A 19,328-nucleotide genomic window follows, 5' to 3' on the forward strand; every position below is an offset into this window, starting at 1 on the left:
TAAAGTATGGCAGAAAATCGAACGAGATCACAATATAAAAAAACAAAAAATACAGGAAATCAAAAAAAATCTACATCTTCATTTTTTAAAAAGCTTATCATGGCACTGTTTATACTTGGTATTGTTGGAATGGTTGCAGGCGCGGTAACATTCTATGCCATAGTGAAAGATGCTCCACCAATTGATGAATCACAATTGAAAGACCCTGTTTCATCAAAGGTTTATGATATGAATGGAAATAAGGTTGCAGAACTAGGGATTGAAAAAAGGACATACGTGAAATATCAGGATATTCCAAAGTTAGTTGAAAACGCATTTATTTCGGTTGAGGATATTCGTTTTTATGATCATCACGGTGTTGATTTAAGGCGTTTAGTTGGGGCAGTCATTGCAAACTTTCAAGAAGGCTTTGGAGCCGAAGGAGCAAGTACGATCACACAACAAGTCGTAAAAAATTACTTTTTATCACCTGAAAAAACAATTGATCGTAAACTACAAGAACAGTGGTTAGCCATTAAATTGGAGCAGAAGTTTTCTAAAGTACAAATATTTGAAATGTATGTGAATAAAATCTATTTTTCTAGCACCTCCTTCGGCCAGGTCCATGGTGTTGCGACTGCTGCAGAAGCCTATTTTGGAAAGACTTTACATGAATTAGAGCTTCATGAAGCAGCATTACTAGCAGGAATGCCACAAAGTCCAAACAGATACAATCCATTTAAGAACCCAGAGGCTGCCGAAGAGAGACGTAATATTGTGTTGACCTTAATGGCAAAGCACGGATTTATTACTGAACAGGAGGCTACTGCTGCAAAGGAAATTCCAGTAGAGTCTACATTAGTTAAGGTCCAGAAGGATCCGAGACCATATGATTCTTTCATTGATCAAGTGATAAAAGAAGTATCAGAACTTGGAGACGTTGATGTATTCTCCGCTGGACTTCAAATTTATACGACTCTTGATCCAGAGGCACAGGCATATGTTGAAAATGTATTAAATACAAATGATGTAGTTCAATTCCCAAATGAAGAATTCCAAGCAGGGCTTGTTTTAACCGACACCCAGACAGGCGAAGTAAGAGCAATTGGTGGTGGTAGAAACCGACAGGCTGCAGATTTTAATTTTGCGACAGATATTAATCGTCAACCCGGTTCTACGATTAAACCTATAATCGATTATGGACCAGCTATTGAGTATTTACAATGGTCAACGTATCATCAAATCGTTGACGAAGCTCATACGTATTCTAATGGTACACCACTGAAAAACTATGACAATAAGTATAAGGGTCAGATGTCTATAAGAGAAGCATTAGCTGATTCCAGAAATATACCAGCTCTTAAAACATTGCAAGAAGTTGGATTATCTAAGGCAAGAGATTTTGCTGCAAATCTAGGTATCCCTGTTGGCGACCAAATTTATGAATCTCATTCAATTGGTGGCTTCAATGGAGTGTCACCTCTGCAGCTTGCAGGTGCATTTAGTTCTTTTGGAAATAAGGGTGTGTTTATTAAACCTCATACTGTAACAAAAGTGGTATTTATGGATAAGACAGAGGTTGATATGAAACCTGAGCCAAAAGTGGTCATGAAAGAATCTACTGCTTTCATGGTGACAGACATGATGAGATCAGTAGTACGTTCAGGAACAGGTAGAAGTGCAAATATTTCAGGATTACAAGTAGCTGGAAAAACAGGAACTACAAATTTTGATAGCGATACAAAGAAAAAATACAATATTAAATCCGGTGGTGTACCAGATATATGGTTTGCAGGTTACACACCCAATTACACTCTTGCTGTCTGGACAGGGTATAGCAAGACGAGTGAGACAAATTATATTTTAAGCAGTGAAGAAAAAGCGATTGCTAAACAATTATTTAAAGAAATTGTGCAACATGTATCAGAAGGAAAAGAGAAATCAGATTTTGTTAAGCCTAATAATGTTATATTAGTTGAAGTAGAGAAAGGCTCAAATCCACCAAAACTACCAAGTGAATTTACACCTAAAGACCAAATTGTTAAAGAGTACTTTATCAAAGGAACAGAGCCAAAAGAGGTATCAGAACTTTATCAAAAGCCTGAAGCCCCAACTGATGTATCTATTAACTATGACGTTGATTTAAAACAGTTAACTTTAACGTGGCTATATCCTGAAGAATTACGAGAAGGCATTACATTTGAAGTTCAATACTCTGTGGATGAAGGTCCATTTAATGTATTAAAAACAACAAAAGATTTAGGATTAAATATGACAAATCCTATTAAAGGTGCTATTTATACCTTTAGGGTGACAGCATATAACGATGACTTTATTGAGAATCGAAGTGATGTTGGAGAGGTTCGTATAGAAATCCCTGCTGAGACTGAGATTGATTTAGACCTTGATATCATTCCTGATGATGAAAATGACCAGGACCAACCTGGTAATGAAGACGAAAATGAAGGTAATGATCCAGGTAGCAATGAAGGAGATCAAGGAGATCAAGGGCAAAATCCACCTTCCAATGGAGATGGCAATTAGATAATAAATGAAAGAAAACACCGAAATATCATTATTTCGGTGTTTCTTTTTGTTTTAATATGAATGATTTTTGATATTGTTTATTAAGTTCTTCATATAACTGGGTAAGTTGAAGGTATGAATGATAATGATCAGGTGAAGTGAATATATGGTTCAGTCTTTCAATCATATTAACGGGCTTAATAGGAAGTCTAGATACTTGTGTCGTCCAATCAGTTATAGAAAGTACTGGTTGTTGATTTGACCAACATATGAACATGATGAAAAAGCCTAAGCTTTTAATCATATATGGGCGAGCCCCTTGTCGATTTCTATTGTTAAAAAACAACTTCAAGATTTCTTTGTCTTCAGTCCATCTATCATATAATTTTAGAACAAGAGCCCTATTATTCTCCCACGGCTTATCGATTGAAATTTTATGGTAATATGCTATATCATAAAGAAACGGTTCATAAAGTAATTCTTCACCTTTATTAATCGTTATCCATTCTTTATTATTAAAAAATAGAGAAGGTTGAAAATGACAAGGAATCAACAAGTTTATACGACTTGTCACCTTACTTTCCCCCCTTGATCCTCTTTTGTCCCTCACGACAAACCTCCAATAGTGGACAACTATCACACTGTGGGTTTTGTGCCTTACAATGATACCTTCCAAAGAAAATCATTCTATGATGTGTAACAGACCACTCATCTTTTGGGACTTTTCTCATTAATGTCTTCTCTACCTCAAGAACGCTGTCTTTCCATCTACAAAAAGCAAGTCGTTTACTTACTCGCTCTACATGTGTGTCTACAGCGATTGCAGGCTCATTGAAAGCTACTGAAACGACAACATTTGCTGTTTTCCGTCCGACTCCCGGCAATTTTGTTAGTTCATCTCTATCATTTGGTATAATTCCATCGTATTCATCCATCAATAATTGTGAAAGCTTTCGAATATTTTTTGCCTTGTTTCGAAATAATCCAATGGAACGAATGTCATTTTGCAATTCCTCTTCTGAAACTGCTAAATAATCTTGCGGTGTTTTATACTTCTCAAATAAATGGTTGGTCACCTTATTGACGAGAGCATCGGTACATTGTGCAGAAAGACTAACGGCTATAACGAGTTCAAAAGGATTTGAATGGTTTAACTCACAATGCGCATCTGGAAACATCTCTCCCATTGTATCTAAGCAAAAGCGAATTTGCTTTTTAGTTAACATGACGATTTTCACCCTTTTTTTATTCTTGATTTGACCAATGATTGACTGATTTTTCTACATCTACTTGAGCTGACCTACTTGTTTTCGTATTGTTTTGTCTAACCCTTTGACCTTGTAATTTTGCTTCTTGTGTAGATTTAATCCCCTTCTTTTTCCAGTCAAATAAGATACGATCTATATATCTAAAATTCATTTTTCCTGATAGAACAGCTTCCTTTAATGCTGCTTTAATAAGAATTGGATCATGGTGGTCCTGGTCAACCCATATCGACAACGTCTCTATTTCAATGGGAGATAAAGGTCGTCCAAACTCCTGCTCAAATAAGATATAAAGGTTTGCCTCCATATGTTTGGATTGCATCTTCAAATCATGTTGCTCATCTTGTTGAAAAAGAAGTAAAATCCTTTCCCAAAGGGGTTGTAGTGTGTATTTTTCACCGATCATCTCTGAATGTTCATTAATCTCTATTTTTAGAAACCCTCTTTGTATCAATTTCCTAAGTATGTCCATACAGTCATATTCCGTAATAGACATTTTATTTGAAATCTCTTCAGGGGTAGGAAACGGATTTCCACTTTCTATTGAAAGGTGAACATGCACAAGCAACATAAACTCACTTTCGTTCAAACCTAATCTTGAATAGTTGTTAACTAGGAGCTTTGGAAGTGCTATGCTTCCCTGTTCAAGCCATTCAATCATTCTTTCTCTTTTCATGACATTTCCCCTCAATCCTTTCATTCATCCTAATATTATAACATGTACATGACAAGAACAGGATTTGATTCTTCTGTAGTTAATTTTTCCACATCTTGACGTTCTTGCCCATTATTAAGGCTAGGTAATTCCACAGTATTGACTTTTAGATGAACAAAAGACTCAAAGCGCCCCGGTTAGCCTAAGGCAGAGCAAATGTTCTGTCATGAAAAAAGGGTGGTTCTCCCTTTTAATCATGACAGGTTATGTAACCTCGAGTGGCTGGGTGCTGCTGAAGCTGGATTCCAAGTCACTAGCCCATTCTCTTGCTGAAAAGATTTGTACATTCTTAATAATTTAAAAAGGCCCCCAAAGGGGACCTTTCTTTCTTATGGATATAAACGATTTAATAAACGTGGGAATGGAATTGTTTCACGTACGTGTTCAACACCACTTATCCAAGCAACTGTTCTTTCTAAACCTAGTCCAAATCCAGAGTGTGGAACAGAACCATATTGTCTTAATTCTAGGTACCACTTATAGGCACCATCGAGTAAGCCATGTTCTTCTAAACGCTGCTTTAACAAATTATGGTCATGGATTCGTTCAGATCCACCAATTATTTCACCGTAACCTTCTGGTGCAATTAAATCTGCGCAAAGTACTACATCTTCACGAGTCGGATGTGGCTGCATATAAAAAGGCTTAAGTGTTGTCGGATAATGTGTGATAAAGACTGGCTTTTCATAACTTTCAGCGATAGCTGTTTCGTGTGGAGCACCAAAATCATCTCCCCATTCAATATCTGTAAAGCCTTTGTCTTTTAAGAATTGTATAGCATCATCATAAGAAATTCTTGGGAATGGAGCCGTGATTTTTTCTAATTTGGCTACATCTCTTTCCAATACCCCTAATTCGAGCTTACAATTGTTTAACACAGATTGAACAATATATGACACGTATTCCTCTTGTACTCTTAAATTATCTTCGAATTCATAAAAGGCCATCTCCGGTTCAATCATCCAAAATTCGATTAAGTGGCGTCTTGTTTTTGACTTCTCTGCACGGAATGTCGGACCAAAGGAAAAGACCTTCCCTAGTGCCATTGCTGCTGCCTCCATGTATAATTGACCACTTTGAGATAGATAAGCATCTTCATCAAAGTACTTAGTAGCGAATAATTCTGTCGTTCCTTCTGGTGCACTACCGGTTAAAATAGGAGGGTCCACTTTTGTAAATCCATTGTTATTGAAAAATTCATATGTAGCTCGAATGACTTCATTTCGAATTTTCATTACGGCATGCTGTTTTTTTGAGCGTAGCCATAAATGACGATGATCCATTAAAAATTCGACCCCATGTTCCTTAGGAGTAATTGGGTACTCTATAGCATCATGAATGATCTCGATCTTTTTAATCCCTAGCTCATACCCAAATGGAGACCGTTTATCCTCACGCACTTCTCCTGTAACATAAAGAGAAGTTTCCTGCGTAATAGATTTAGCATTTTCAAATACTTCCTCTGCTACTTCATTTTTTACAACTACACCTTGAATAAAGCCAGTCCCATCTCGTAGTTGTAAAAAGGCTATTTTACCACTTGAACGTTTGTTAGCAAGCCATACTCCAATTGTAACATCTTGTCCTACGTATTTACCTACTTCTGCAATCGTTGTTTTCACAAAGCTTCCTCCTAAAAAGATTAAAAACCTTTGCAAACCACCATGTGTTTTTATATGATTGGTGATCCTCGTTTGTTTTTATTTTGATAAATAGCTAAAATGAAGGATTTATATTGTACCTCGGTGGAACGATACGTTCCTAATAGCTATATGAAATTATGTAATATTCATTATTATAGTATAGTCTAAGTCATAATCCAACTACAACAAAGGATTGTTGTCAGTTTTTGTTTTTTTATGTTTGAATGGTAATACATTTTGGAACAGAAAAAGGAAAGGCTATTTAGCCTTTCATGTTTTCTGTCATGAAATTATGAATTCGTCCAACTGCCTTTTCAAGCAAATCTAAGGAAGTAGCATAGGATAATCGGACATAATCAGGGGCTCCAAAACCAGATCCTGGCACAATGGCAACCTTTTCCTGCTCTAAAATGGCTGTTACCCATTCATCAACTGATTCATAACCCGTCAATTCCACAGCTTTTGTTACGTTTGGAAATAGATAGAATGCTCCTTGAGGCTTTAAGCAAGTGAACCCTGGAATATGCAGGAGCTTTTCATAAATAATATTTAAACGTTCTTCAAATGCTATCTTCATTGTTTCAAGCATTTCTTGAGATCCTTCATATGCAGCTATCGTCGCATACTGTGCAACTGATGTTGGATTTGATGTACTATGACTAGCCAAATTTGTCATAGCACTAATAATTTCTTTATTTCCTGCAGCATAGCCAATTCTCCAACCTGTCATGGAATGCGACTTTGAAACCCCATTAATAACAATCGTCTTCTCCTTTAATTCAGGAGATAATTGAGCAATCGAAGTATGGGTATGATCACCATATATTAATTTCTCATAGATTTCATCAGAAATAATTAGAATGTCATGTTTTAAACAAACTTCACCAATTTGTAGCAGTTCCTTTTCGGAATAGATCATTCCAGTTGGGTTACTTGGCGAATTAATAATAACTGCTTTCGTTTCTTTAGTTATGGCTGATTCTAATTGCTCTGGGGTAATTTTGAATTGATTTGATTCACTTCCCTCAATGAATACTGGTTTTCCGTCTGCAAGCTTTACTTGTTCTGGATAGCTAACCCAATAAGGAGTTGGAATAATTACTTCATCGCCAGGATTTAATATAACTTGGAAAAGTGTATAGAGAGCATGTTTTGCCCCTGAACATACAACAATTTGGGCAGCATCATACTCGATGGCTTGATCCTGGTTAAACTTTTGTATGATTGCTTTTTTTAGAGTAGGTAATCCACCTGATGGCGTATATTTTGTATGACCTTCCTTCATGGCTTTTACTGCAGCCTCAATAATATGGTCCGGGGTATTGAAGTCTGGTTCACCTGCTCCTAAACCAATCACATCAAATCCTTGATCTTTTAACGCTTTTGCTTTTGCAGTTATTTCAAGAGTTGTGGATGGAGTTAATGCGCTTACTCTTTTTGCTAATTTCATCTCATATTCCCTCCTATAAGCTGTATCTTTTGATAAAGGTTCCATCTTTAAATGTCACATAATAATAGGAATACCTTTCCTGTTGATCTAAATAAGTAATTTCCCATATTGGTACATTTTGTTCAACTCCAATTGTTACGGATAATATGGATAAAGGATTTCGATTATTTCGAACAATCTCGATTGCCTCTTCTTTAGAAATTCCTTCTTCAGGATCAATTGTAATAATTTCTAAATTATCTTTATTCGGAACACAAATAATTCGTTCACTATCATCAGATAATATACTATATATAATGGAATAGGAAGAAGTACCATGATAGGTGGAAATATCCGTAACCTCCATTATGGATTCAACGCCTTTTGCTGCGCTTATCGCTTTTTTATGTTGATTTGTTAAGTAATCCTGGGCGGATTTATATGTAAAAATACTTTGCCAAATGACAATAATGAGAATACAAAGTAATACGACAATCCATTTCTTCATATGAATGAACCCCTATGTACGATAAATTGTGAAAATCGCCTTCTCTTGATCTTCTTGATCTAAGGCAAGCCCAAACATTAAGTTACGGTCTTTAAGGTTCCTATTTAGGCTATCCACTATTTTATAAAGATCTGATGAGTTTTTTACTGTAACTGTTGAAATGACTTCAATCTTACTCTCCATATAAATTCCTCCGTTTAACACAAAATTTGTAACTAATATCATTGGTCATAGATGGTCACAATAGTAGTACAGAAAGCGAGGTCACTTCACTTACTGTTAACATTAATTATATCAGTTCTTTTATGAAGTAAAATAAATTACACTAAACTTTTATTCCAGACCAAAAAAATATTCTCTTACCCACACTTAGGACCTGTTGCCTTTTGCATCAGGTTTTTTTCTTTGTTATAGGAACAATTAAAAGCTCACTCATCATCGTGAATAACTAAGTGATGTGCTTAGTAAATCCGACTCCAGCGCTAGCCCGCCAGAGGTCAAATAACCTAGTATGAAGAAAAAGTAAAGACCTCCCTTTTCTTCATACAGAACATTCGCTCTGCCTGAGGCTAATCGGAGTGCTTGCGCCTTTTGTTACTGGGAGGTCTTAACCTCCCATCTCTTTTAAACTTTCTACAGTAATGGTAATAACTTCATATCTCTCTTTGTTGGATTTTATGGTGATATTCCCAAATTGTCTCGTATAATAAATATCAATCCACGTCCCTTGTAGACGTTCAAGTACATCAGCACTTGGGTATAGATTTGTTTTATTGAATATTATTGCCACTTGTGGGTCTACGGCTTCAAGCAACTTCTGAGATGTCCCATTATTACTGGCAAATTCAGCAACTTTTAAAATATTGACATCCTTCAGCTCAGTCTTCTTAATTAATTCATCCTCTAAAGACTTGCTCGCAACCGACATAAATAAAAAGCGATGTTTACCATATTTCATCGAGACGTTCATAGCATTTTCACTATCAATCACCTGTAGCACCTTTGTTGTAACGCCGGGAAATAGTTCATCAATACGTCCTTCTTCCCAATAATTCAGCCTAGCTGGGTACGAAATGTTTTGATTTGTTTCTGTATGAGGGACTATGATATTTTTAACACCAAACAATTTGCAAAGAAAGTCGACATTACCAGCATAATCAGGAGCCATCTTAGTAATAATTATTTTATTTATCGTTGAAACCCCATAAAGTTTTAAAAATTTAATCAGCTCATTTTGTGAAAATTGATTACCTGTGTTTACTAGTACTGCTTCACCGTTATTATTTTGTATGAGTGTTGCTTCCCCTTCAGATAAATTAAAAAATGTAATGGCTAACTCCTCATCTAATAACTTTAAATTAATTTTCTCAATTTTCGTAGGAATAGTAGGCTTCGGCTGCTCAAATCCAACGACAATTAAAAGAAGACACAAAAGCGAAATGAATTTTCTCATCAAATCCCTCCAAAAACATCTAGCTTTATAGTGTGTCAAAATCACCATCGTTATGAACATATGAACTATTCTTTAGATAGCCATTCTTTTACATCATCTAATAGAGACGTTAATGAGCCTTGTTTAACTGACACTTCTGGTAACGATTGAATAAATGACTTTCCGTACCAAGTCGTAACAATTCGCTTATCAAATACTATTAGTATTCCCTTGTCTTTTTCTGTACGAATTAACCTCCCAAATCCTTGTTTAAAACGTAAAATAGCTAATGGAAGAGATAATTCATTAAAGGAATTTCCACCAGCTAGTTCAATTTTTTCTGCCCTAGCAGCAAATAGTGGTAGCTCTGGAGAAATAAAGGGTAATCGTACAATTACTAAGCACGTCAACGAATCTCCCGGGAAGTCTATCCCTTCCCAAAAGCTGTTTGTCCCGAGGAGAATAGAACGCTCAAATTGTAAGAAGCTTTTTGTTATTTTAGAACGACTTCCACCAGTAATCCCTTGTGCAATAATGGTAAAATCCTCCAAGTAACGCCTTTCTTTCATCATATGATAAGTACGTTTTAACATATCTTTAGATGTAAATAATACAAGCATCCTGCCGTTTGTTAAGCGGGCTATTGTGGCAAGGTGCATTGTAATGGAGCCAATATACTCCTCGCTGTCGACTGCCTTAATATTAGGAAGATCAGTTGGAATAAATATTTTTGCTTGTTCATGATAATTAAACGGAGATGGTATCACTTTACAAATCGGAAGAAAGTCCTCCAAACCTAGCCTTTTTACCATGTAATCAAATGATTGGCGAACTGTAAGCGTTGCTGAAGTCAGGACAACACTTTTCTTTTTGGCAAAAAACAAATCCGCTAAGGAATTATCAACATTTAAGTATTGTTGGAAAAGATAGGTTGAGTTGATTGCACCCTTTTCTTCAACCTCCATCCAAGTTGTCATATCCTCGCCTTCTGAAACGAAGAAATGTTGTAAATACTCTCTCCACTGGATAAATCTGTTATTTATGTCAAAAAGACTTACAATCGTGATATTTTCGTTAATTGATGCCTGTTTTTGGAGCTTATAAACTGACAAAATGGCATCGATGTTCGAATTAGTTTCAAACAAACTAAACCTTATCCTATTGACACATTCTAAAATTGCATGCCAACTTTTTCCTATTTCCGTAGTAGAAGAAATCCTATAGCTTACTCTTCCATAATCCGTTTGACCTCTTGGAGCTCTTTTAAGGACATACGTTTTTAGCATCCGAAAAAGCTCGTCCATCTCCTCTTTTAAGAAACTAATTTGCTTTTCGAGTAATTCTAGGTTGGGAATAAGCTCTTTATGTTTAGAAAGGAGTTTCCTTAATTTTGAAAGAATCCCCCCCTCTTCTATAGAACCCATTCTATTTAATGTAAAATGAATAGAATTATACTCCAGGTAACGACCTAAATATTCATTTACAATTTCTTCAAAGTGATGTGCCTCATCAATAATCACTTCTTCGTAAGCAGGGAGTATATTTTCTTCAAATATATCTCTGCAAAGAAGTGCATGATTCGTGATTATAATGGTAGCTTTTTTTGCCTTTTTCTTCATACGTTTATAAAAGCAACGATGCTCCCAAGCGTCATCATATAAATTATCCATTTGCCCTACGGATATTTTTTCCCATAAAAGCTGCCCACCTGATGGAAGATTGATTTCATCCATATCCCCGGTCTCTGTTTCTGTTAGCCAGACAAGAATTTTTGCTTTCGATAGGTTACTATCATAGTTATCATCTAGCTCTCTTAACGTTTCCTCAAATTTGGAGAGACAAAGATAATGGCCTTTTCCCTTGACGACAACAGCGTTAGCCTGTCTATCCAAAATCTTGTTGATCAGGCCCATTTCTTTATCATACAGTTGTTGTTGGAGTTGCAGAGTGTAAGTGCTGACGACAACTGGTTTTATTGTAACTAAAGCATGAATCGTGGCAGGGATAAGATATGCAATGGATTTCCCAAGCCCGGTACCCGCTTCGATTAAAGCATGATCATGTTTATGAAAGGCTTGTTGAATGATATCCATCATTTCAATCTGTGACTCTCTAAATACAGAGTTCTCGAACAGTTCATTATTTTTTAGTTTCTGTATAAACATATCTCTTGTAGAAGAGTATGAAGGTTGAGTTTGAGATTGATCTTCGTTAGCTTCTAGATTCACTACATCTTTACGTAACGCGATATTTCTAATGATGTCAAAATTTTGTTCTTCATTCTCTCCGCTTCTCTCCTTCAAAAATAATATACCTTCGATAAGTTCCTCTATATCACTTGTAAAATTAACGGACAAATGTAAGAGTTTTCGTAATGTAACGGAGGGAAGGTTATGTAATTTATGTATGAGCTTTAAAAGAATTTGGGCTGTTACCTCTGCATCACTATCTGCTTGGTGCGGACGATCATGAGAGATATTAAAGCTATCAGCCAAATGAGAAAGTCGATAGCCGGTAAGTGTAGGGTATAATATTCGGGTCATTTCCACTGTATCTAAGATCGGACCTAGAAATGGATCAAGATGTGCACCTTTAAATTCTTCCTGTAAAAAACCTAAATCGAATAACACGTTATGAGCTACAAAATAAGATTCCTTTAACATAGTCGCTATTTTAGGAGCTACTTGTTCAAAGGTTGGTGCATTCAGAACCATTTCATCTGTAATTCCTGTAAGTTGCTCAATAAAGGCAGGGATAGGTTGTAGAGGATTAATAAATGTAGAAAACTCCTCTATAATTTGGCCACCTTCCATAATAACTGCCCCAAATTGTATAATTTTATCTCCCTTTTTGGGGGAGTTTCCTGTCGTCTCTAAATCTACGATCACAAATCGGTTCACGTTAATTACCACCTCAATAGGTAATTCTTCATTTATCATTCAAAATATCATATATTTGAAAAAAATACTATTTGAAAAAAAAATACAAAGGAAATCTCATCCGAGATTTCCTTTCGTTTCGTTTATAACATCGTTGCTGCTGGTTCTTCAGCAATTAATTGTTTAATTTGATTCTTTTCATTCATTATCGCTACCTTAGGTCGATGTGAAGCAATTTTTTCTTCAGATACTAGTGCATAAGAAATAATAATAACAACGTCGTCCTTTTGCACCAATCTAGCTGCTGCACCATTTAAACAGCATACCCCACTGCCACGTTCCCCAGAAATGATATAGGTTTCAAATCGCTGTCCATTATTATTGTTCACAATTTGAACCTTTTCATTCGGTACCATCCCTACGGCATCGAGTATATCTTGATCGATAGTAATACTACCAACATAATTTAAATTTGCTTCAGTTACACGAGCTTGATGAATTTTTGCGTTCATCATCGTACGAAACATTACGATTCCCCCTTAAATAAGAACAAAAAAACTAAATTTCCAAAAGTATATTATCAATAAGACGAACATTTGTAAACCTTACCGCAAGAGCTACTAAAACATGTCCTTGTAGGTTTGGTAACGGTTTCAAATTAGGAAAGGAATAAATTTCTATATAGTCAATATTTCCCTGTGAGTGATTTTGAATAAATCTAGTCATTTTCTCAATAATTGAACGTGAATTAGTTTCACCTTCCTCTATAAGAGTCTTTGCTAATTGTAAACTCTTATAAAGTACAGTAGCTTCCTGTTTCTCTTCTGAAGTGAGGTAGACATTACGTGAACTTTTAGCAAGTCCGTCCTCTTCTCTGACCGTTTCAACAGGAATAATTTTTATAGGAAAATTAAATTCTTCCACCATTTTCATTACTACTGCAACTTGTTGAGCATCCTTTTTACCGAAGAACGCATAAGTCGGTAAGACAATATTAAATAGCTTGATGAGAACCGTTACAACCCCATCAAAGTGTCCAGGTCTTTTGCTTCCACAAAGCACATCCACCAGTCCTGATACTGAAATGTGAAAATATCTTGTATCCTTATACATTTCTGTTACTTCTGGATAAAATAATATATCTACGCCTGCATTTTTAGCTAATTGTTCATCTCGTACGATATCACGTGGATATCGATCATAATCTTCGTTTGGTCCAAATTGGAGAGGATTTACAAAAATGCTCATTACCACTAGATCAGCTTTCTGTTTAGCTTCTTGAACTAGCGATAAATGGCCTTCATGCAAAAAACCCATGGTTGGAACAAAGCCAATTGTCATCCCATTATGTTTATATTGAGCAATTTTTTCTTGCATTTCTTTAATGGCAGTGATGATTTGCATTTATTTTTTTCCTCCATACAAGTTAGACAGCTCTTCACTTTTCATCGTAAAGGAATGTTTTTCTGTGGGAAACTCATGTTGCTTAACCTCAGTTACAAACTCTTTTAGTCCTTCTACAATTTGTTGTTGACTGTCTGTGTACGTTTTTACAAATTTAGGAACCCTAGAAACACCGTAATTTATAACATCATGGTAGACAAGTACTTGCCCATCCGTATTTTTTCCAGCTCCAATTCCAATCGTTGGAATGGTCAACTTTGCAGATATTTGCTCGGCAACCTGCATAGGGACACACTCTAAAACAACGGCAAATGCTCCCGCTTCCTGGCACTTTATTGCATCTTCAAGAAGCTGTTTTGCACTATTAGCATCCTTCCCTTGAACAGAGTATCCTCCTAATACAGCTACGGACTGTGGTTGTAGACCTAAATGAGCCATTATAGGAATCCCTGCTTTTGTTAGTAACGAGATTAATTCGATAACCTCTCCAGCCCCTTCTAGCTTAAGTGCGTGTGCTCCTGTCTCCTGAATCATTCGTTTAGCGTTCTTTAAAGTATCTTCTTTCGATATATGATAGGACATAAAGGGCATATCTGTTACGATAAAGGTGTCAGGTGCACCTCTTTTAACTGCTTTTGTATGATGAATCATATCTTCTACTGTAACTGGCAAGGTATTTTCATAACCTAATACGACCATACCTAATGAATCCCCTACTAAAATCAAATCTACCCCTGCTTGTTCAGCTAATTTTGCAGACGGATAGTCATAGGCCGTAAGCATCGCAATTTTGTTTAAGTCACGCTTCATTCCAAGAAAGTCCTTTGTTTGTCTCATATTTCTCCTCCTTTTTTTTCTAAAAGAGGAAAGAATAAACCGAGAAAAACAGAAAAATCCTTCTCACGAGAAAGAAGGATAGAGTAAACTAAGTCTTCGGTTTCATTCATCCCTCTGTCCCAGTCCTTCTTTAGGATCAAGGCAGAATTAACTATTTACATCTTACTCTTACACACAAATGATTAATGGTGTAGTTCTTAGTAGATACTACCCACATTCATTATAACAATGATTGTCAAAATATGCTACGAAACGTTTATGATTGTTCTTCAGCACTTTTTATTTCAATATCGGCAGAATGAATATAATGAATCAAGCCTTCCTTATCTTCAAGCATTAATATCCCTTCATCTGTAATTCCCTTTGCATATCCTGATATTTTCCCTTTAAGTGTACTAGCCGTTATTTCCTTACCTATACTTATTGCATAAGCTTCCCACATTAATTTTATACCTAAAAAACCCGTACGGAGGTATTCCTCATATCTCTTTTCGAGCTTTGATAAAATTGCTTGAATAAGTTCAGCTCGATTGATTATTTTCTTTGCTTCAAGACTTAGTGAGGTTGCCTTATGTTTTAAGTCATCTGGAAAGTCCTCATTGGATTGATTCACATTTATACCAATTCCAATTATTACAGAATTAATACGGTCTGCCTCTGCCTGTAACTCTGTTAGTATTCCTACTGTTTTTTTCCCGCGCACAAGTATATCATTTGGCCATTTTATTTCCGGTTCAATTGAGGTAACTTCTTGTATAGCTTGTGCCACACTAACTGCAGCAAGTAATGTCAGCTGAGGAGCTTGTTGCGGAGGAATAGTTGGACGAAGAATGATACTCATCCATATCCCTGTATACTTTGGAGAGTGCCAAGCTCGATCTAGTCTACCTTTTCCAGCTAATTGCTCTTCTGCAACAACAATGGTTCCTTCTGGTGTGCCTTCATACGCTAATTTATGAGCAATTTTCTGGGTTGAAGTAACAGTTTCTTCATAGTGGATCGTTCTGCCTAAGTAATTTGTTGTTAATCCTAGTTGTATTTCATTTGAGGTAATTTTTTCTGGCTTCATAATAATACGATAGCCTTTTCTTCTGATCGCTTCCAGCTCATAGCCTTCTTGTCTGAGGTCCTCAATATGCTTCCATATCGCTGTTCTTGAGCAGCCTAGAACTTCACTTAGCTTTTGCCCAGAAACAAACTCTCCTTCTGCTTGAGTAAATAATTGCAATAGTTTTTCCCTTAGAGCAGATTGCACGTATTTAGCCACTCCTTTATTTGTTCCTTATCATTTCTTATCTTACCGTTAACGACTGCTTCTTCAATACGTTCTATAGTCTTAGCTACCCATGGACCTGGGGATTGTTTGGACCACATTATGATATCAGTTCCTTTAACTTGTAAATCTGTCCTTGAAAAAATTGGCAGGCTCATGTACGTTTCTTTGAATATATCCAATGTATTTTGTGCATGTTGATGCTGCACGATTAATTTTACTCGCTCAGTGGATAATGCAAGGTCAATACCCAACTTGTACATAAGTATTTTCGTCCAGCCATGTTTTTGTATATAAACAAGCGAATCAACAATGAGCGTGGTTTGCTTTATAACTTTAGTTGGGAGTTTCCAGCTCATTAGAAAGCTTTCACAATCTTTTACTTGTAAGAAATAACAAAAAAGAGCCCACAACTCTGCTCGTGTAAGCAGTAGAGAGGTGTCTACTTTCTCCCATTTCATTAATTGGTCTTTATAGTTGTTTACGTTTACTATGTAGTCGACTAGACCGGTTTCTATTATTAAAGCTAATGCAGTATGACACGATTTACCTTTAAGGATTTTTTCAAATTCAGTCGTGATCCTTTCAATAGAGACATGTTTTAAATGTTCAGCATTTTTTTTTATGCCAAGTAATGTATCAGCTTCAACTTGAAAGGATAACTGACTATGAAATCGAACAGCTCTTAGCATACGCAGGGCATCTTCATGAAAACGCTCACTTGGATCTCCAACTGTTTGGATTAATCGTTTCTGAATAGAAGCTTGTCCCTCAAAAGGATCAATCAGAACACCCTCACGGTCCATAGCAATGGCGTTCATTGTAAAATCTCTTCGTTTTAAATCTTCGTGAAGAGATTTTATAAAAGTAACTTCCTTAGGTCTACGATAATCTACATACTCTTCATCCATGCGAAAGGTAGTCACTTCATAAGGCGTATCCTGTAGTAATACAACGACTGTTCCGTGCTCAATGCCTACAGGCACTGTTTTAGAAAAGAGGTTCATTACTTCCTCAGGTTGCGCAGAGGTTGCAATATCTACATCACCTATTGTTCTCTCTAATAGCATGTCTCTAATTGCACCACCAACGAAATAGGCTTCATATCCTTGATCAATTAAACGATTTAAAATATGCATTGGTCTTTGGAATTCTTCCTGAATCATCCTATCCACATCCATCACATTCCTAAAGTCTCATAATATAGACGTTCATATTGTTCAACAATTTTTGTCGTATTGAAAAACTCTTTTACACGTTTTAGGGAGGCATCCGCCATTTTCCGATGTAAAACAGTATCGGAAAGGATCGAAATGGCTTTATCTGTAATTTCACCTATGTTTCCTACCTCGCAAAGGAACCCTGTTTCTCCATCCACAATAACTTCTGGAATCCCACCTACTCTTGTACCTATACATGGTACTCCACATGCCATTGCTTCAAGTAGAACTAGGCCAAAGCTTTCCTTTTCAGATAACAGAAGCTTTAGATCACTTATTGAATATAACTCTTCAACATTGTCTTGTTTCCCTAAAAATAATACGTGATTCGTCAGTCCTTTTTCTTTTACAAGACGATTTACAACCGTTAGTTCTGGTCCATCGCCTACTAAGAGTAATTTTGATGGAATAAATGCCTGTATCTTTTCAAACGCTTGGATCACATCTGATACCCTTTTAACTTGCCTGAAATTCGAAACGTGAATCAGTATCTTTTCTTCAGGTAGAATCCCATACTCTCCTTTTAAATAACCTACATCTTTCTTATGGTAGACTCTTTCATCAACAAAATTATAAACAGGAACTAAATCCTTTTCTGGTTTGAGTAAATCATATGTTTGTTCGATTAATTGTTTTGATACTGCCGTTACCTTATCTGACTTTTCAATGCCAAATTTGATTAAATCACTAAGGGACGGATCATACCCTAAAACGGTGATGTCTGTTCCATGTAGAGTGGTAATAATTTTCACATCTCTATTCGCCATTTGTTTTGCTAACACCGCACAAACTGCATGTGGTACAGCATAATGAACATGTAATACATCCAACTCTTCTCGGTCAATTACCTCTGCCATCTTACTAGCTAATGCTAAATCATAAGGTGGGTATTGAAACACGGAGTAATGATTGACTTGTACCTCATGGTAATATATATTACAGTACACTTTGTTTAACCGAAAAGGAACACTGGAAGATATAAAATGAATTTCATGTCCTCGTTCAGCCAACAACTTTCCTAGCTCTGTTGCAATAACCCCAGAACCACCAACCGTCGGATAGCATGTAATGCCAATTTTTAGCTTCATCGCCTCTCCCCTAACATGCCCTCCCCTATAAGAAGTGGCTTTTTACTTAAAAACCCTTCTGCATAAGATACACCGGCTTCTTGACCAAATATTTTCTCTCTATTGATAACTCTTTCAATATAGCCATTCATTAATGGTGTATCAATGCTTTCTGACGTCTTTATAAATTGACTTTCATACGCTTTTAAACTCTCTATTTTAGAATCAATACTCTTACTGATATCAATTAGGAATTGCGGAGGATGAAAACCATTAATAAAATAATAAAAGGTGTTATTAATCTTATGAGCAGGCAGAGATTCTGATACTTCATACTTTTTTATTCCTGCAGAAAATACTGCTTCCTCTATAATTTGTGTACAATTCCCATGGTCAGGGTGACGATCGATAGAGTACGGCGTAAAAATAAAAGTAGGACGATACTTCCTAATCACATAAACGACTCGTTTAATTGCCTCCTCCGTAAGAAATAACCCTCTGTCTGGAAGCCTTATGTTTATCCGCATATCTATACCTAAAATAGCTGCAGCCTTTTCTGCCTCAACATGTCGAGTGGCAACATCACCGTTTGATGATAGCTCTGCTTCTGTTAAATCACATATCCCGATCTTCCAGCCCAGCTTTTTGTATTTAGCAATTGTTCCAGCCATTCCAATTTCAACATCATCAGCATGTGCTCCAAATGCTAAAATATCTAGTTTATTTGGATTCCTTTGATTTTTGTTCATGTACCAATGTCCTCCAACCAAAATCTCCTCTTTCAAGCCCATGAATCAATATCTCTGCCGTACCCATATTTGTAGCAAGTGGAATATTATAAACATCACACAGCCTTAAAAGAGCCGTTATATCAGGTTCATGTGGTTGAGCAGTTAATGGGTCTCGGAAAAAGAATACGGCATCCATTTCATTTTTGGCGATTAATGCACCAATCTCTTGGTCTCCACCAAGAGGACCTGATTGAAGTCTAGTAATTCGTAAGCCTGTTGCTTCCATAATTCTTAATCCTGTCGTTCCAGTTGCAAAAAGCTCATGTTTTTGAAATACATTTTTATAGGCTGTTGCAAATTGAACAAGGTCTGTCTTCTTGTTATCATGAGCTATTAAAGCAATTTTCATAGGTCTTCTCC

The 19,328-nt window shown here is 36.3% G+C and carries 18 protein-coding genes; 1 reads left to right on the forward strand and 17 read right to left on the reverse strand.

The window, feature by feature from the left end; all coding sequences use genetic code 11:
* Positions 1–6: 6 nt before the first annotated feature.
* Positions 7–2,523, forward strand: coding sequence for a PBP1A family penicillin-binding protein (locus ACFSCX_RS18470; RefSeq protein WP_377929715.1), 2,517 nt, complete (start codon positions 7–9; stop codon positions 2,521–2,523).
* Between the two features lie 31 nt (positions 2,524–2,554).
* On the opposite strand, the gene ACFSCX_RS18475 is transcribed toward ACFSCX_RS18470, so the two are convergent.
* From ACFSCX_RS18475 to mgsA, 17 genes are all read right to left on the reverse strand, one after another.
* Complete coding sequence (locus tag ACFSCX_RS18475; RefSeq protein WP_377929716.1) at positions 2,555–3,079, reverse strand: YpoC family protein; 525 nt, start codon at positions 3,077–3,079, stop codon at positions 2,555–2,557.
* Position 3,080: 1 nt separating this feature from the next.
* Positions 3,081–3,731 (reverse strand): endonuclease III, encoded by a 651-nt coding sequence (nth, locus tag ACFSCX_RS18480; RefSeq protein WP_377929717.1) that lies wholly within the window; start codon positions 3,729–3,731, stop codon positions 3,081–3,083.
* Positions 3,732–3,750: 19 nt separating this feature from the next.
* A complete protein-coding gene (locus ACFSCX_RS18485) occupies positions 3,751–4,446 on the reverse strand; it encodes a DnaD domain-containing protein (RefSeq protein WP_377929718.1) in 696 nt (231 codons plus the stop codon).
* A 368-nt stretch (positions 4,447–4,814) separates the two neighbouring features.
* Complete coding sequence (gene asnS / locus ACFSCX_RS18490; protein ID WP_377929719.1) at positions 4,815–6,107, reverse strand: asparagine--tRNA ligase; 1,293 nt, start codon at positions 6,105–6,107, stop codon at positions 4,815–4,817.
* Positions 6,108–6,390: 283 nt separating this feature from the next.
* Positions 6,391–7,578, reverse strand: a complete 1,188-nt coding sequence (locus ACFSCX_RS18495) for a pyridoxal phosphate-dependent aminotransferase (protein ID WP_377929720.1) — start codon at positions 7,576–7,578, stop codon at positions 6,391–6,393.
* A gap of 13 nt (positions 7,579–7,591) precedes the next feature.
* A complete protein-coding gene (locus ACFSCX_RS18500; RefSeq protein ID WP_377929721.1) occupies positions 7,592–8,065 on the reverse strand; it encodes a PepSY domain-containing protein in 474 nt (157 codons plus the stop codon).
* Positions 8,066–8,077: 12 nt separating this feature from the next.
* Positions 8,078–8,248 carry a YpmA family protein gene (locus ACFSCX_RS18505; protein ID WP_377929722.1) on the reverse strand — a complete coding sequence of 57 codons (171 nt, stop codon included), beginning with the start codon at positions 8,246–8,248 and terminating at the stop codon, positions 8,078–8,080.
* Positions 8,249–8,672: 424 nt separating this feature from the next.
* On the reverse strand, positions 8,673–9,518 hold the full coding sequence (locus tag ACFSCX_RS18510; RefSeq protein ID WP_377929723.1) for a ComEC/Rec2 family competence protein: 846 nt from the start codon (positions 9,516–9,518) through the stop codon (positions 8,673–8,675).
* 65 nt (positions 9,519–9,583) lie between these two features.
* Positions 9,584–12,397, reverse strand: coding sequence for an ATP-dependent DNA helicase DinG (gene dinG, locus ACFSCX_RS18515; RefSeq protein WP_377929724.1), 2,814 nt, complete (start codon positions 12,395–12,397; stop codon positions 9,584–9,586).
* A 122-nt stretch (positions 12,398–12,519) separates the two neighbouring features.
* On the reverse strand, positions 12,520–12,903 hold the full coding sequence (gene panD, locus ACFSCX_RS18520) for an aspartate 1-decarboxylase (protein ID WP_377929725.1): 384 nt from the start codon (positions 12,901–12,903) through the stop codon (positions 12,520–12,522).
* Between the two features lie 31 nt (positions 12,904–12,934).
* A complete protein-coding gene (gene panC / locus ACFSCX_RS18525) occupies positions 12,935–13,780 on the reverse strand; it encodes a pantoate--beta-alanine ligase (protein ID WP_377929726.1) in 846 nt (281 codons plus the stop codon).
* Positions 13,781–14,617, reverse strand: a complete 837-nt coding sequence (gene panB / locus ACFSCX_RS18530; RefSeq protein WP_377929727.1) for a 3-methyl-2-oxobutanoate hydroxymethyltransferase — start codon at positions 14,615–14,617, stop codon at positions 13,781–13,783. It lies immediately after the preceding gene.
* Positions 14,618–14,873: 256 nt separating this feature from the next.
* Positions 14,874–15,872 (reverse strand): biotin--[acetyl-CoA-carboxylase] ligase, encoded by a 999-nt coding sequence (locus tag ACFSCX_RS18535; protein WP_377929728.1) that lies wholly within the window; start codon positions 15,870–15,872, stop codon positions 14,874–14,876.
* Positions 15,857–17,053, reverse strand: coding sequence for a CCA tRNA nucleotidyltransferase (locus ACFSCX_RS18540; RefSeq protein ID WP_417281907.1), 1,197 nt, complete (start codon positions 17,051–17,053; stop codon positions 15,857–15,859). The genes ACFSCX_RS18535 and ACFSCX_RS18540 overlap by 16 nt, the downstream gene beginning before the upstream one ends.
* 17 nt (positions 17,054–17,070) lie before the next feature.
* Positions 17,071–18,198: an N-acetyl-alpha-D-glucosaminyl L-malate synthase BshA gene (gene bshA, locus ACFSCX_RS18545; RefSeq protein WP_377929730.1), complete on the reverse strand. Its 1,128-nt coding sequence runs from the start codon at positions 18,196–18,198 to the stop codon at positions 17,071–17,073.
* Positions 18,195–18,926: a bacillithiol biosynthesis deacetylase BshB1 gene (bshB1, locus tag ACFSCX_RS18550; protein ID WP_377929731.1), complete on the reverse strand. Its 732-nt coding sequence runs from the start codon at positions 18,924–18,926 to the stop codon at positions 18,195–18,197. Before bshB1 ends, bshA begins: the two co-directional genes overlap by 4 nt.
* Complete coding sequence (gene mgsA, locus ACFSCX_RS18555; RefSeq protein WP_377929732.1) at positions 18,898–19,317, reverse strand: methylglyoxal synthase; 420 nt, start codon at positions 19,315–19,317, stop codon at positions 18,898–18,900. Before mgsA ends, bshB1 begins: the two co-directional genes overlap by 29 nt.
* Positions 19,318–19,328 lie beyond the last annotated feature (11 nt).

It is taken from the genome of Bacillus salitolerans (assembly GCF_042680805.1).
In the GTDB taxonomy this organism is placed as follows: domain Bacteria; phylum Bacillota; class Bacilli; order Bacillales; family SA4; genus Bacillus_CJ; species Bacillus_CJ salitolerans.